The sequence below is a fragment of the Microbacterium sp. Y355 genome (genome assembly GCF_059445345.1).
On the sequence record NZ_JCAIUD010000001.1, the window covers coordinates 2,427,683 to 2,441,179 of the forward strand.

Annotated in this window: 14 protein-coding genes; 6 read left to right on the forward strand and 8 right to left on the reverse strand. The window is 64.0% G+C overall.

The window, feature by feature from the left end; genetic code table 11:
* The first annotated feature begins 10 nt into the window (after positions 1-10).
* The 3 genes from AC1C2O_RS11590 (at position 11) to AC1C2O_RS11600 (ending at position 3,068) form a co-directional block, all read left to right on the forward strand.
* Positions 11-1,042: an FUSC family protein gene (locus AC1C2O_RS11590; protein WP_495430586.1), complete on the forward strand. Its 1,032-nt coding sequence runs from the start codon at positions 11-13 to the stop codon at positions 1,040-1,042.
* A gap of 93 nt (positions 1,043-1,135) precedes the next feature.
* A complete protein-coding gene (locus AC1C2O_RS11595; protein ID WP_495430587.1) occupies positions 1,136-2,299 on the forward strand; it encodes a hypothetical protein in 1,164 nt (387 codons plus the stop codon).
* 100 nt (positions 2,300-2,399) lie between these two features.
* Complete coding sequence (locus tag AC1C2O_RS11600; protein WP_495430588.1) at positions 2,400-3,068, forward strand: DNA alkylation repair protein; 669 nt, start codon at positions 2,400-2,402, stop codon at positions 3,066-3,068.
* A 69-nt stretch (positions 3,069-3,137) separates the two neighbouring features.
* On the opposite strand, the gene AC1C2O_RS11605 is transcribed toward AC1C2O_RS11600, so the two are convergent.
* From AC1C2O_RS11605 to AC1C2O_RS11625, 5 genes are read right to left on the reverse strand one after another with little or no spacing between them, the layout of a single operon-like run.
* Positions 3,138-3,740, reverse strand: a complete 603-nt coding sequence (locus AC1C2O_RS11605; RefSeq protein WP_495430589.1) for a RidA family protein — start codon at positions 3,738-3,740, stop codon at positions 3,138-3,140.
* 1 nt (position 3,741) lies between these two features.
* Positions 3,742-4,596 carry a fumarylacetoacetate hydrolase family protein gene (locus AC1C2O_RS11610; protein WP_495430590.1) on the reverse strand — a complete coding sequence of 285 codons (855 nt, stop codon included), beginning with the start codon at positions 4,594-4,596 and terminating at the stop codon, positions 3,742-3,744.
* Positions 4,593-5,033: a nuclear transport factor 2 family protein gene (locus AC1C2O_RS11615; RefSeq protein WP_495430591.1), complete on the reverse strand. Its 441-nt coding sequence runs from the start codon at positions 5,031-5,033 to the stop codon at positions 4,593-4,595. Before AC1C2O_RS11615 ends, AC1C2O_RS11610 begins: the two co-directional genes overlap by 4 nt.
* A complete protein-coding gene (locus AC1C2O_RS11620; RefSeq protein ID WP_495430592.1) occupies positions 5,030-6,304 on the reverse strand; it encodes an FAD-dependent monooxygenase in 1,275 nt (424 codons plus the stop codon). Before AC1C2O_RS11620 ends, AC1C2O_RS11615 begins: the two co-directional genes overlap by 4 nt.
* Before the next feature lie 24 nt (positions 6,305-6,328).
* Positions 6,329-7,078 carry a dienelactone hydrolase family protein gene (locus AC1C2O_RS11625; RefSeq protein ID WP_495430593.1) on the reverse strand — a complete coding sequence of 250 codons (750 nt, stop codon included), beginning with the start codon at positions 7,076-7,078 and terminating at the stop codon, positions 6,329-6,331.
* A 114-nt stretch (positions 7,079-7,192) separates the two neighbouring features.
* Here AC1C2O_RS11625 and AC1C2O_RS11630 point away from each other — a divergent pair, with 114 nt between their 5' ends.
* Both AC1C2O_RS11630 and AC1C2O_RS11635 read left to right on the forward strand, forming a co-directional pair.
* Entirely contained in the window at positions 7,193-8,242 is a 1,050-nt protein-coding gene (locus tag AC1C2O_RS11630) for an amidohydrolase family protein (protein WP_495430594.1), read from the forward strand.
* A 28-nt stretch (positions 8,243-8,270) separates the two neighbouring features.
* Positions 8,271-9,581: a DUF3500 domain-containing protein gene (locus AC1C2O_RS11635; RefSeq protein WP_495430595.1), complete on the forward strand. Its 1,311-nt coding sequence runs from the start codon at positions 8,271-8,273 to the stop codon at positions 9,579-9,581.
* A gap of 11 nt (positions 9,582-9,592) precedes the next feature.
* Here the strand turns inward: AC1C2O_RS11635 and AC1C2O_RS11640 are convergent, their stop codons facing one another.
* Together AC1C2O_RS11640 and AC1C2O_RS11645 are read right to left on the reverse strand one after the other, a co-directional pair.
* Positions 9,593-10,249, reverse strand: a complete 657-nt coding sequence (locus AC1C2O_RS11640) for a GntR family transcriptional regulator (protein ID WP_495430596.1) — start codon at positions 10,247-10,249, stop codon at positions 9,593-9,595.
* 102 nt (positions 10,250-10,351) lie between these two features.
* Complete coding sequence (locus AC1C2O_RS11645; protein WP_495430597.1) at positions 10,352-11,260, reverse strand: LysR family transcriptional regulator; 909 nt, start codon at positions 11,258-11,260, stop codon at positions 10,352-10,354.
* Positions 11,261-11,385: 125 nt separating this feature from the next.
* Here AC1C2O_RS11645 and hpaD point away from each other — a divergent pair, with 125 nt between their 5' ends.
* Positions 11,386-12,381 (forward strand): 3,4-dihydroxyphenylacetate 2,3-dioxygenase, encoded by a 996-nt coding sequence (gene hpaD / locus AC1C2O_RS11650; protein WP_495430598.1) that lies wholly within the window; start codon positions 11,386-11,388, stop codon positions 12,379-12,381.
* Positions 12,382-12,458: 77 nt separating this feature from the next.
* On the opposite strand, the gene AC1C2O_RS11655 is transcribed toward hpaD, so the two are convergent.
* Positions 12,459-13,421 (reverse strand): sugar ABC transporter substrate-binding protein, encoded by a 963-nt coding sequence (locus tag AC1C2O_RS11655; RefSeq protein ID WP_495430599.1) that lies wholly within the window; start codon positions 13,419-13,421, stop codon positions 12,459-12,461.
* Between the last annotated feature and the right edge of the window lie 76 nt (positions 13,422-13,497).

Sequence of the window (13,497 nt, forward strand, 5' to 3'; positions counted from 1 at the left end):
ACGTGGGGTTATGCGGATGACATCGGCGGTGCGCAGCACGAAGCGTGCTCCCCTGCTGCAGGTCGTGAAGTCGGCCGTGGCAACGATCGGCGCGTGGTTGATCGCCGGGTGGCTGATCCCTGGGCCACTCCCCGTGTTCGCCGCAATTGCCGCCCTGCTTGTCGTTCTGCCCAGTGTGAACCAGTCATTCACCAAAGCGGTCGAGCGCAGCATCGGCGTGATCGTCGGCGTCCTGATCGCAACAGGGCTGAGCCTTCTACTCGGGCAGCAGAGTTGGGTGGTGCTGCTGGCGATCGTCATTGCCATGCTTGTCGCCTGGATCTTCCGTGCGACGCCAGGCATGGGAAACCAGGTCGCGATCTCGGCGATGCTCGTACTGGCTCTGGGCTCGTCGAGTCCGGAGTATGCCCTCGATCGGATCCTGGAGACCCTCATCGGCGTCGCGATCGGCATCATCGTGAATGCGTTGATCGTGCCGCCCGTGCTCACGGCTCCCGCACGTCGCGATCTGGGGCTGCTCGGCGCTGAGATCGCCGCCAGCCTCGACCGATTGGCCATTGCACTGCCGAGCCCGCAGGAACCGGCGAAGCTGCAGGAGCTGATGCTCGAGGCCAGGCTGCTGCGCCCGATGCAGGCGGCGGCCGAAGAATCCATCACCGCCGCGGAGGAATCGCTGACGCTCAATCCGCGTCGCTCAGCGCGCGGCGAACTTGCCGAGATGCGCGCGCTCTTGCAGCAACTGTCACCGATCGTGACGCAGGTGATCGGTATGACGCGCGCGTACTTCGACCACTACGACGATGCTCTCGCCGATGAACCGACCGTCCATGCGATCGCCGAGCAGTTGCGGCGGGCAGGGCACGATGTGCGGCTGGCCGTGCAGATCGCCGATATCGCGCCGGAGCCGAATTCTGAGACTTCGGCAATCCCCGCGTTGACGGCTCCGCTGCAGTTGAAGCCACCGGCATCCGGTCACTGGATCTTGATCGGCTCGCTGATGGAAGACCTGCGCCGCATCCGCGAAGCGCTCGTCGAGGACTGACGCGTTCCCAATCCGTTTCTGCACCGTACGCGGAGACGGGAAGTTATCCCCCGAACGCGTGAATCAGGGGCATCGACTCCTACATTGGGCGTCATGTATCTCGACCACAGCTACTCCCTGTTGCGTTCTTCCATCCGCATACGCGTGACTGCTCCAACTGCGCCGCCGACGACGCGCACATTCGACATGTCGCAAAGGACATCGGAATCGTGGCTCATCGATGCGTTCTTGCTGGCGACCGGGCATCCGGAAGCGGACGATTCTTACCACGATCAGCGTTATGACCGCGACGTGCGCAGAGTCACGTTCGGCGCCGATCCCACCGTCGACATTCCTGGAGCGGCAGACGGATGCCGGATCGAGGTGCTGAGCTCGCGAACTTCCAAGGTCGGCGAACCGTGCGTGCAGATCGTCGACGATGATGCTCCCGAGCACGCCAGTGCGCACTGGCAGCACGCGCTCGCGCCGTTGCGGCGGGCGCACGTTCAGCAGGAGCTCACGCGCAGATTCGGCATCGTGCTGCCAGAAGTGGATACGTCCGGCGTCGCTGAGCTGTCCGGGGAGCTGGGCCATTCCTCTCCGTTGGTGTCGCTGCTGCTCGAACTGCCGCCAGAGAGGCGCCTCGCTCTTCGCGCGCATCTGATGGATGCCGGGCTGCTCGAACCCGCGCCGATGGACAAGGCGACCGCAGATGCGCTGCTGTCGGGACTGAGCTGGCTGGTCGATCGAATCGGGCCGGGTGGCGTTGAGCAGAACGAGCACGGTGCGCTTCCTGACTCGCTGGCGCGGGAGGCCGAGTCAGCCATGGACTGGGCACCGATATCTGGCTCACCGCCGTCGCCAGGGCATGCGCTGCTCACCCTTGCGCGCACGGCCCGGTTCACCCGACGCCTGAAAGGTCGCATCCTGCCGACAGTGCGAACCAGAATGATCAAGGAGAAGCCGCTGCGTGCGCTCGCTGAGATGCGCGAAGCCTCTCAGCACGGACGTGACTTCACCTACAGCTGGCCGCCGGAGCATGCCCGCACGCTGGCACTACTCGCGATCGCCGATGGGAGTGGCGCTGACACCGGTGGCGTCGTCCAGCGCGTGACGGACGGGCTGAGAACGCTCACGACCGCAGGTGACGAACCGGAGCACAAGGCGCAGGAAGCCGTCCGCGAACTGATGGAGGTGCTGGCACCGCTCGGCGGCATCGGCAGCTACGGAAGACTCACTCCACCCGTGCGGGAGTTCGCGCGATCAGAGCTGTTCTGATGCCACCGCCGAGCGTTCGACAAGCGCAAATGGCTCGATCCGAGGGGATTATCGGGCCATTTGCGCTCATTGAAACGTCCAGCCGATCTACGCTGGAGGCATGGCCGATCTGTCCGAAGTGCTCGCCGATCTCGCAGCGCTCGACGACCCGAAGGTGCGCGCAGCGAATGAGAAGCGCGGCGACGATCACGGAATCAACCTGTCGCGGATGCGGGCGCTCGCGAAGCAGGTCAAGACGAACCATGCACTTGCGAAGGAGCTCTGGGCGACCGGCGAGACGCCACCGCAGCTGCTCGCGCTGTTGATCTGCAAGCCGAGGGAGTTCTCCGCTGACGAGCTCGACGCGATGCTCCGCGAGACACGGGCGCCGAAGGTCAACGACTGGTTCGTTAACTACGTCGCCAAGAAGACCCCGCTCGCCGAAGAGATGCGGCTTCGTTGGTTCGGCGGCCCTGATCCGACAGTCGCTGCCGCGGCGTGGTCGCTGACATCCGAGCGTGTGGCGAAGACGCCGGATGGCCTCGACCTGGAGCAGCTGCTCGATCTCATCGAGCGAGACATGAAGGATGCACCGAAGCGCCCGCAATGGACGATGAACGAGACCCTCGCTCAGATCGGCATCCACCACCCACACTTGCGTGCACGCGCGCTGGAGATCGGCGACCGGCTGCAGGTCCTGGCCGACTATCCGACAGCTCCCGGATGCACCTCCCCGTTCGCACCGATCTGGATCAACGAGATCGTGCGGCGGAGAGAAGGCACCGGCTGACCCGACTGCTGCAGGCGCACGACATCCCGGTCATCTCTGAGGGGTGACGCAGTTCAGAACTGCGGACGCTCAGGAAAGCACAGCCAGCAGATCCGCGTGGATCAGCGCTCCGCCGTCCAACTGCGCAGCCACCACCTGACGCGCGGGCCGAGACGCGGCGTCGGGGAACATCGCCAGCCACTCACGGTTCAGAGCCTCGCGATCCCGGAACGAAGCCAGGTGGAGCGTGAGCTTGAGGATGTCATCAGTCGAGCCACCCGCGGCATCCATCAGCGCACGAATGTGGCCGAACACGTTCGCACACTGCTCGTCCAGCCCCGCGGGCATCTCCCGCGTGTGCGGGTCACGTCCGGTGAGGGCTCCGGATGCCAGAAATGGGCCGATCCGACTGCCCGCCGGGATCGGGTTCGTATGCTCGAATCCGGGAAGTTCGATGCTGATCCGTCTCGCCATGGTTCCTCCACTCACCTCATTCACGCCGACCGCGTCGCCAGCCGATATGCCCGCCGTTCCTCGCGGCCAGCCGGATGTGAAGCCGGCGTCGCGTCGATCGAGGATGAGATCGAGCACCTGACTCTGAGTCGTGACATCCAACACACTCGTCGCCTCGTCGGCGATAAGCAGCTCCGGGTCTGCGGCGAGCGCCATCGCCCCGGAGAGGGACAGTCTCATCTCAACTGCTTTCGACGACAGTGTTTTCGATGACGCCGAGCCCTTGGATCTCGGCACGCACGACATCGCCTGGCACGAGCCAATTCTGCGTCGGTGCGCCGATTCCTGAGGGGGTTCCGGTGGCGAGGATGTCACCGGGCATGAGCGTCATCACCTGGCTGAGATAGGCGATCTGCGTGTAGATGTCGTAGATCATGTCGGAAGTGTCTGCGCTCTGGCGCACCTCTCCATTGACACTGAGCGTCATCTGCAGCGCCAGCGGGTCGTCGATCTCATCATCGGTTGTGAGCCACGGCCCGATCGGCCCATGTGTGTCAAACGACTTGCCGAGCGTGAACGTCGGTGAAAGCTTCGCGAGCCAGTCACGCACCGACACGTCGTTGGCGACGAGGTAGCCCGCGATGTACTCGCGCGCATCTTCCACCGAGACGTTGCGAGCTGGCTTGCCGATCACGACACCGAGTTCGATCTCGTAGTCAAGCTGCTCCGAGACTGTCGGGCGCACAATGTCACCGAACGGGCCATTGAGGCACGAGACCTGTTTGTTGAACCACATCTGGCTGGTCGGGATCGGAATGCCCGCGGCACGCGCCTCCTCGGCGTGGGCTGCGTAGTTCATGCCGATCCCGAGAAACTTCTGCGGGTCATCGATGGGTGCCAACAGGGTGACGTCAGAGAGCGGATGCCTCGGGCCTCGGGCCGCGAGGATGCTGTCGCGAAGCGCATCAAGCTCGGGGATCAGCGCCTTCAGCGAAGAATCGACGCCCTCGACACCGGACAGGTCGATGACCTCATCACCGTCAATTCGTCCAATGCGCACCGCCTCGTCACCAGTGTGGAATCGTGCGAGCTTCATGACTGCTGCTCCTGTTCCGCGTTCTCCGAGGGGAGCGTTCCCCAGGCCTGTTCGCCGTACGGCGTCATCTGGAAGCTCACGAACCGCCACTGGCCGTCATCACTACGGTGCAGCACCTGCGTGGCCACGCCGTCCACGATGCGCTCCCCGCCATCGGGTGCGTGCATCCGGTTGACGATGCCACCCGTGATGACGGCGGAGTCGCCGAAGACTCGCACCAGCACGTCTTGCCGAGTGATCTCGATGTACGCACGGCGCACGGCCACGTGCTCAAGCAGCAGCGCCTTGGTGTGCACGAGGCCTGGTGCGTGCACGTGGATAAGTGACTCATCGAAGAGGCCACCCAGAACGTCGATGTCGCCCGCAATCAGCGCATCCTGACGGCGCTTTTCGACAGCGAGAATCTCGGCCTTCAGCTCGGCAGATGGAGTGCTCATCGTGCGGCCACCTCTTCCCACGTGCGGAACCCGGTGGCCTCGCCTGCCTCATGGCCGGGGCGCGGTGCGCCGACCATGGCGTGGTATTTACTGAAGATCTCGTCGGCCTCGGCCAACGGCAACACCTGCTCGATGTCATCGAAAGGCTTGCCGTCAGTGCGTTCGGCGACCATGCGTCGGATCACCTCGTAGCCCTCGCCGCGCATACTGTCAGCAATCCGGTTCACGATCATGCGGCGCGCGCCTTCGTACTCAGCGAACGCGACCTCCGGGTCACCGTGCTCGGCGAGCTTCTCTGTCAGAACGCGTGCGTCAAGCATCGCCTGAGTGATCCCGTTGCCGCCACGCGGGTACATGGCGTGCGCCGAGTCACCCAGGAGCATGACGCGGCCATCGACCCAGGAATCCAGCGGGAAGTGCCGAATGAGCGGGAACAGGTAGACCTCACGTGCATCGCGGATCAGCTGCTGCACATCGAGGAACGGCAGCTTCAACGTGTCGAACGCAGGGATGATCTGGTCGGGATCGGCGACCGCATTCCAGTCCTCGACCGTCTCCTCACCGTTGGTCTCGACGACCCAGTTGATGAGGTCGAGGCCGGTGCCCTCGAAGTTCTCGGCGATCGGGTAGACGATCATGGTCGAGATGCGAGGGTCGCCCAGATGCAGGATCGTGTGTCCACCTCGGATCGGCTCTCGCAGCGTGGTGCCGCGCCACATCGTGATGCCGGAGAACTCAGGCTCCGCCAAGTTTGGATGCATCTGGCGGCGAACCGCCGACTTGATGCCGTCCGCGGCGATGACTGACCCGTGTCGCACCTTCTCCGTGCGTCCGTCGCGGTGCTCGATATCGAGCGTCACACTGTCGGCATCCTGCGTGTAGTGCACGACGCGCGCACCCAGCACGACGGCATCCTCGCCGAGCCGCTCGAGCACCGTGCGGTAGAGGAGCATCTGCAGGACACCGCGGTGCACGAAGCGCTGCTCGTGCAGGTACCCCATGTGCAGGCCGCACTTCTCCGCGTAGATCTCCTGACCGAAGTGGTTATAGAAGATCGAATCCTCGGCTTCGACCGAGATCGTCCGGAACTCCTCGAGCAGACCGAGCTCTTCGAACTCCCTTGTGCCGACGGTCTTGATGTCGACGCCAACGCCGAGCGGCTTGAGCTCGGGCACCGCCTCATAGATGGTCGTCTTGATGCCCTGCTGGTGCAGCCGCAGAGCTGTGACGAGTCCGCCGGGGCCGGCTCCGATAATCGCGATGTCGTGCATGAGTTCTCTTTCTGTCACATCCGGCTAGGCGCCGGTGGTCTGGGGGAACAGCTCGTCAAGCACCCTGGTCGTCGCATGCCAGGCCCGCGCGGAGTTGCGCGGGTGGTGGGCGAAGAGCTCTGGCCGCGGCGAGTTCTGGGACTTGAGACTGGTGAACGCGTGGGTCGTATGGCTGTAGACATCGATCTCCCAATCGAGATCGGCACCGGTAAGCGCGTCTTCGAGATGGATGCGCTGCTCGCGGGTCGCCATCGGATCGATTGATCCAACCGCAATGAATGCCTGTGTGCCGGATGCCGCGGAGGCTGACCAGTCGTGCTCGAGCAGATCGAGACCGGGATGAATCGCAATCACTCCCCGGGCTGAGCCCCCGGTGCGTACGAACTCGAGCGCGGAGGAACCGCCGAAACAATATCCGAGCAGGGCGATGTTGTCGGCGTCGACCTCCGGCTGGGCAGTGGCAACCCGATGCGCCTCAGCGATCCGCGCCCGCCACTCCGGGCGATTTCCCGCCATCGATCCGATGAGCGGCCCGATCTCCGGCTGCGCGGTGGGAGTCGTGCGGTTTCCCCAGACATCGGCGGCGAAGACGGTGAGGCCACGGGAGGCGAGCCTGTCGGCGATCGCGATCATGTCGTCGCCGAGCCCGAAGGCGTCGTGGATGAGGAGCACGGTGGGGCGTCGCTGCACGCTGCCGGAGGGTGTCACGATGAGCCCGCGCATGCCGGTGTCGCCGAGTATGTACTCGACATCGCGATGGGTGTGATCTGCCATGATCCGCATTCCTCCTTGAACGTGAAACTGATCGTACGCAGGATCGCACACGATTTCAAGCACGATGCGCTACGCTGATCCACACGAGCCCCGGAACGCACAAAGGAGAGCGCCATGACCGTCGTCGACATCAACATTCACCACCTCCCCGAGGACCTGTTCACGAACGAGAAGATCCTGAACGGTTTTCTCGACAGCGCCCCCCGCGGCTTCGGCGAGATTGCCACCGTCATTGAGATGGAGAGCGGCAAGAAGCAGCTTGTCCTCGAAAAGCCCAAGGGATACCCAAACCTCAACTACGTCGAGGGTGACTACTCCGCCGAGTCGAAGCTCGCGGCTATGGATGAGGCTGGGGTCGACTACGGCATCATGCGCGTGCCGGTGTGGCAGGAGTGGCTCGGGCTGGAGACCTGCAAGGCCGTGAACGACAACGCCGCCGAGATCGTGAAGCGCTCGAACGGACGACTGTTCGCCACCGCGTGCGTGCCGCCGTGGGGCGGCAAGGAGAACATCTATGAGCTGGAGCGCTCGGTGAAGGAGCTCGGCGCTGTCGGCGTGCAGCTGGCCTGCCACTACGGCCAGCTCTACCTCGATGACGAGGTCTTCCGCCCCTACCTCAAGGTGATCGAGAAGCTGGATATCCCAGTCATCGTCCACCACACCCCGCTGCCCGTGGAGTACAAATCCGTGCTCGACTACACGAATCTTCGCCGTGAGCTCGGTCGCATCATGGACCAGGGCGTCGCTGTTGGCCGCGAGCTGTTCAGCGGGATGTTCGACGAGATGCCCGGGCTGCGCATGATTCACACCATGCTCGGCGGCAACTGGTTCGCGAACACCGAACTGCTCACCCCGAAACAGCCGAAGAAGCAGGAGGCCATGCAGCGCCTCGACCCGACCGGCGGAGAGAAGATCAAGCAGTACCTCGCCGAGAACATCTTCTTTGACCTGACCCACCCGCACTCGTGGGGCAAGGTCCAGGTTGAGGCGGCGCTGAAGATCAACGGTGCAGATCACTACATGTTCGGGTCATCGTTCCCGGTCTTCTACAGCTGGATGAGCCAGGGAGTCGACTTCGTAAAGAACGAGCTCGAGATCAGCGATGCCGACCGCGAAGCTGTGCTGTTCGGCAACGCCAAGCGCATGTTCAACCTCCCGATCTGATCGTCCGACAGCACGCACGGAGCATCCGATGAGCGACCATTCCGCACAGAACGACATCGACGGCTTTTTCTCCAGCGACCGGGTCGCCGGGCGGGAGGACGCGATAGAGCTCGGCTCGCAGAGCTATCGCGAGCACCTCATCGATCTCGAGGATCCAATGCTTGCCGATGTGCGCGGAATGGACTACGAGGAGTTCACCGCCGACCGGTATCAAGCGCCGTTCCTGCGCGAGCTGCTGGAGTACTGGAAGGGGCTGTACGACGAGCCGTTCGTCGGCATCACGTCCGACGGCGAGCGCCGAAAGGGGCTGTACTCGCTCCCCGAGAGTGCGTCGCCCGACCCGGCGCCGGCAGCCGCGGCATCCGCTCTGCTCGATCTGCTCACGCCCGAACAGCGTGAGCAGATCAGCTACCCACTGGATGCTCCCGAGTGGCGTGGATGGAGCAATCCAGAGTTCGTCTTCTTCCGCATCGGGCTGCGACTGGAAGATCAGTCGGATGCCGTCGTGCGGGCCGCACTCGCGGTGATTGAAGCATCCCTGAGCCCGGAAGGATACGCCCGCGTCACCGAGGCGATGGCTCTCAACGGCTACCTCGGCGAGCTCGTCGATCTGCCCACGATCATGAACGAGCGCAGCTACTGGTTCGCGCTCTACGGCACACCGTCGTCCGACGAACCATGGGGTTGGCAGCTGTTCGGACACCATGTCGCGCTGAACTTCGTGTCGGTCGGCGGGCGGCACGTGATCGCACCAGTGTTCCTCGGTGCCGAACCCGCACTCTCCGATGACGAGCGTGCCCCTCTATTCGACGCCCGCGAGCAGCTCGCGATCGAACTGGGCGAATCGTTCGATGCAGCGCAGCGCGCCGCGGCCGTCGTGTTCTCCTCGGTGCTGGATCCGGCGATGCCGGAGGGGCGCCTGCATCCGGCCGATGAGCGACACGTTGCTGGCGCATTCCGCGACAATCGGGTCGTTCCCTACGAGGGTTTACTCGCCTCGAAGCTCACGGATGCACAGTGGAATCTGCTGCGGCAGATCGTCGAGGATTTCCTGCTGCTGCTCACCGAGCCGCAGCGCCTGCAGACTCTTGCTGACATCGACGCACATCGCGACGAGACGTATTTCAGTTGGTATGGCGCGACCGACGGCTCACAGCCGTTCTACTTCCGCATCCAGAGTCCGGTGATCCTGGCCGAGCTCGACCACCACGCCGGCGTCTGGCTCAACAACCGCCTGCCCGCACGCTTCCACGTGCACACCACACTCCGGCTACCCAACGGCAACGACTACGCGAAGGCGTACATTGCGGAGTGGTCGACGCGCCATCGAGGCCGTTGAGGAGCGGGAACTTACTCCAGCCGACTGACCTGGTCGTGCGCGAGCACCGCATCAAGAGTCGCGATCTCATGCTTGCGCGCGGCCGTCTCGATCACCTCGGCATCTGCCCCACCCTCGATGAGATCGAGAAGCTGGTCATGCTCCGTGATGGATGCCATGGCACGACCGGGCGCATACCAGAAGGCCGAGCGGCGGATGATGTCCATGCGAGTCCACTCATGTTCGACCAGGCCACTCAACCGCTCGTCGTCGCAGCGTGAGCAGAGCACGATGTGGAACTGCCGATTGAGCCTGCCGAAGCGGATCGTGTCGAAGTTCACGAGCGAATCAGCCATCTGACGGTTGAGGTCGCGGGCCGAGGCCAGGTCTTCGGGCGAGAGATTCGGCGCAGAAAGTGCTGTGGCCAAGCCCTCAAGGCGGGCGAGCAGACGGATGGAGTGCTTCCAGGCGTTGGTGTCGAAGGTCTTCACCAGTGCACCGACGTTCTGCACGATGTCGACCCAGCCCTCGGCTTCGAGGCGACGCAGTGACTCCCGCCACGGTACCGAGCTGATGCCATGCTCACGACCGAGCTGATCGATGACGAGACGGTGTCCTGGGCCGTAGGTGCCATCCATGATCTTCGTCTTGAGGATGACGTAGGCCTGTTCCGCCTTACTCTGCGCCATTGCGAGACCCCCTCTTGCGCCCTGCCTGAAGCGACGGGCGACACGTGAACTTCCTTGCGTCGATCATATCGAATTTCGCACACGATCTGCGGAGATGATCGATCACCGCGTCACGTCTGCAAGAAGTCCGAGCATTCGCGCCTGGGCCGGATGCCGTGACGCGCCATGCCGTGCCAGCACCAGTGCTTGCAGGCCACGTGGATCCGGATCCAACCGCCGCACTGCCACATCGAACCTGGTGAGGCTCGTACGATCCGGATCGGGCATGATGCCCCACGCGAGACCGGCTTCGATAAGCGGCATGCTCGACTGGATCGTCTCGGCCGTGCGGATGCGGGCAGGCACCACACCGTGGCGGCGCATCGCAGCATCCACCGCTTCCGGGAGGCTCGGCACGGCCGCGGTGCGCTGCGGAAGCACGAGCACGCGATCATCGAAAGCGCGAAGCGGGAAGGGATCAGGAGCGTCTGACATGTCGGGCGGGAGAACGGCGACCAGCGGCACTTCTCCCCAGTCATGCACCTCGAACGAGGCGGCATGCCGTCGCGCGAAGCGCTTCGGTTCGGCGACGAGGATCGCAGCGACGTCGACCGTGCGCTGCTGCAGCATGTCGACGGCATCCCACGGCGGGGGATCGACGAGGCTGATTTCGACATCGGGCGCCTCTGCGGCGTAGCGGCGGAGCAGATCGGGGATACGACGCCACATCAGTACCGGCACGGCGGCGATCGTGAGTGCACCAGCTGTTCCTGCCCCAAACCGCGTCAGAGTGCTCGCGATCTCGGCGATGTCACCGAGCACCCGCGAGGAAGCTCCGAGCAGATACCGCCCAGCGCTCGTCGGCTCGACACCGCGCGTCGATCGCTCCAGCAACGGTGTGCCAACCTCAGCCTCGAGCCGCGAGATGGCCACGCTAAGCGAGGGCTGCGACAGGCGCAACTGCGCCGCAGCCGCCGAGATCGAGCCAGCCTCGACGACGGCCGCGAAGTACTTCAGGTGACGAAGTTCCATTGACCAAAGCCTATCCGGATGGCGTCGACATAGCTTTGAACTATACCCGCGCTAGTCAGATCAAGGGTTCCTCGCGGCATCCGATCAGCGAAGACTGGAACCCAACGTCCATGAAGGAGGATGCCGTGCTTCCCACTACCAACGACAACCCGCCGTTCGCACTGACCCGTGCCAGCCATGTTTCCCTGGCCGTCACCGATCTCGAGGCCAGTCGCGACTTCTACCGCGACGTGATCGGCCTGGTCGTCACCGCAGAGACTGACGACACCATCTACCTGCGCGGCCTCGAGGAGGCCGCGCACCACAGTCTCGTGCTCGTCAGGGCCGACAAACCGCAGGCGCTGCACGTCGGCCTACGCGTACGCACCGACGACGACATCGTCGCGGCCGAGAAGCACTTCCGCTCGAGCGGAGTCGAGTTCGAACGCGTCGAGGTCGACCACCAGGGCCCGACGATCCGCTTCCGCGATGCAGTCGGCACCCACATGGAGCTGACCAGTTCGATGGATGTCGTCGAGCGCAAGATGCAGAACTTCGACGAGTTCCGCGGCTCGTTCCCTCAGCGCCTCGACCACTACCAGGTCGCCACCCACGACGTGCAGGCCGCCACCGACTTCTGGGCGGGTCTCGGGATGCGCATGGCCGAGTACACCGCGGCCGACGGCACCGATGAGCTGTGGGGCACTTGGCTCGAGGTGAAGGGCAACACACACGACCTCGTCTTCACCAACGGCCGCGGCCCTCGCCTGCATCACTTCGCCTACACGGTGCCCGATGCCGGCGCTCTGATTCACGCAGCCGATGTATGCGGCGCCACAGGGTTCGGCCAAGAGATCGATCGCGGCCCCGGTCGCCACGGCATCAGCAACGCGCTGTTCCTCTATATCCGCGACCCCGACCAGCACCGCATTGAGCTCTTCACCACCCACTACCAGTTCATCGATCTGGAGACACCGCCGATGCGCTGGGACGTCAGTAACCCACAGCGCGCACAGTTGTGGGGCATGCCCGCATCGAAGCGCTGGTTCTTCGAGGCCAGCGAATTCCCGAACGAACCAGTGCTCGACGCTCTGTTGAAGGCAAACCCCGCGACGCTGGAGGAGTTCCTCGGGCTGCACTGACGGCATCCACGCAATCGAGAACACACAAACCGTCCTTCCCCAGCTTCGGGAAGGACGGTTTGTGTGTTCTGGATTGATCACCCGCAGAACGGGATGGCCTCATCGATGTTGTCGGCAGTGATGAGCGCCGTCGGCATCGAGAAGATCTTCTCCTCAGCCTCGTCGCCAAGCAGCGCGACAGTGTTCTGAATCGACGTCGCACCGAGGTTGGCTGCCGAATCGGCGACGGTGGCCGAGAACTGACCAGCCTCGATCGCTGCAAGCCCCTCCTCGGTGCCGTTCATCGTGACGATCTGCACGTCCTCCTTGCCCGCGGCATCCAGTGCAGTCCTCGCTCCGAACGCCATGTCTTCGTTGAGCACGAAGACGTAGTCGAGGTCGGGGTTCGCCTGGATGATGTTCTCGGCGACCTCCTGAGCTTTGCCACGGTTGAACATGCCGGGCTGCTCGGAAACGACAGTGATCGAGTCGGGTAGCGCTCCGGTGAAGCCCTTCGCGACGTAGTCGGATGATGCCCCTGGGGCACCGGCGATGACAGCGACATCCGCCGGCTCTCCGCCCGCGTCCTCGGCGAGCCAGCCCGCGGCGAGCGCGCCAACGCCGCCGAGATCGACGACGGTCGCGCCGAGTACATCAGTGAGATCTTCCGGCACGACCGCGACGAGGTAGACCGGGATGTCGGCCGCCTTCGCCTTCTGGATGCCACCCATCATCGCGTCCACACTGACCGTGTTCAGTACGATCGCGTCGACTCCGCGGGCGATCATGTCCTCGATGTTCGAGGTCTCCTTTGTGGCATCGGCGTCGGAGTTCGCGACGAGAAGCTCAACGCCCTCCTCGTCGGCGGCAGCCTCGACGCCGTTCTGAAGACAGGTGCCCCACTGGTTGTTTGCGCTGCTGATGAATCCGATCTTCGTCGCTTCATCACCACCGCCCGTGTCATCGCCGCCTCCCCCTCCGGTCGAGCTGCAGCCTGCCAGGACGAGTCCTGCCATCAGCGTTGCGGACAGGATCGGGAACAGCCTTCTTTGCCTGCTCATGTGCGGTGCCTTTCTCTTGGTGTGATGCGTGCCCCGGGTCAGGACGCGCGGGTGCGCTGTGGGCGCGGGAAGCGGA

Excerpts from the sequence above, each read along its gene's own strand:
- AC1C2O_RS11590 (WP_495430586.1), top strand. The coding sequence starts at position 11 with ATGCGGATGACATCGGCGGTGCGCAGCACGAAGCGTGCTCCCCTGCTG.
- AC1C2O_RS11595 (WP_495430587.1), top strand. The coding sequence starts at position 1,136 with ATGTATCTCGACCACAGCTACTCCCTGTTGCGTTCTTCCATCCGCATA.
- AC1C2O_RS11600 (WP_495430588.1), top strand. The coding sequence starts at position 2,400 with ATGGCCGATCTGTCCGAAGTGCTCGCCGATCTCGCAGCGCTCGACGAC.
- AC1C2O_RS11605 (WP_495430589.1), bottom strand. The coding sequence starts at position 3,740 with ATGAGACTGTCCCTCTCCGGGGCGATGGCGCTCGCCGCAGACCCGGAG.
- AC1C2O_RS11610 (WP_495430590.1), bottom strand. The coding sequence starts at position 4,596 with ATGAAGCTCGCACGATTCCACACTGGTGACGAGGCGGTGCGCATTGGA.
- AC1C2O_RS11615 (WP_495430591.1), bottom strand. The coding sequence starts at position 5,033 with ATGAGCACTCCATCTGCCGAGCTGAAGGCCGAGATTCTCGCTGTCGAA.
- AC1C2O_RS11620 (WP_495430592.1), bottom strand. The coding sequence starts at position 6,304 with ATGCACGACATCGCGATTATCGGAGCCGGCCCCGGCGGACTCGTCACA.
- AC1C2O_RS11625 (WP_495430593.1), bottom strand. The coding sequence starts at position 7,078 with ATGGCAGATCACACCCATCGCGATGTCGAGTACATACTCGGCGACACC.
- AC1C2O_RS11630 (WP_495430594.1), top strand. The coding sequence starts at position 7,193 with ATGACCGTCGTCGACATCAACATTCACCACCTCCCCGAGGACCTGTTC.
- AC1C2O_RS11635 (WP_495430595.1), top strand. The coding sequence starts at position 8,271 with ATGAGCGACCATTCCGCACAGAACGACATCGACGGCTTTTTCTCCAGC.
- AC1C2O_RS11640 (WP_495430596.1), bottom strand. The coding sequence starts at position 10,249 with ATGGCGCAGAGTAAGGCGGAACAGGCCTACGTCATCCTCAAGACGAAG.
- AC1C2O_RS11645 (WP_495430597.1), bottom strand. The coding sequence starts at position 11,260 with ATGGAACTTCGTCACCTGAAGTACTTCGCGGCCGTCGTCGAGGCTGGC.
- AC1C2O_RS11655 (WP_495430599.1), bottom strand. The coding sequence starts at position 13,421 with ATGAGCAGGCAAAGAAGGCTGTTCCCGATCCTGTCCGCAACGCTGATG.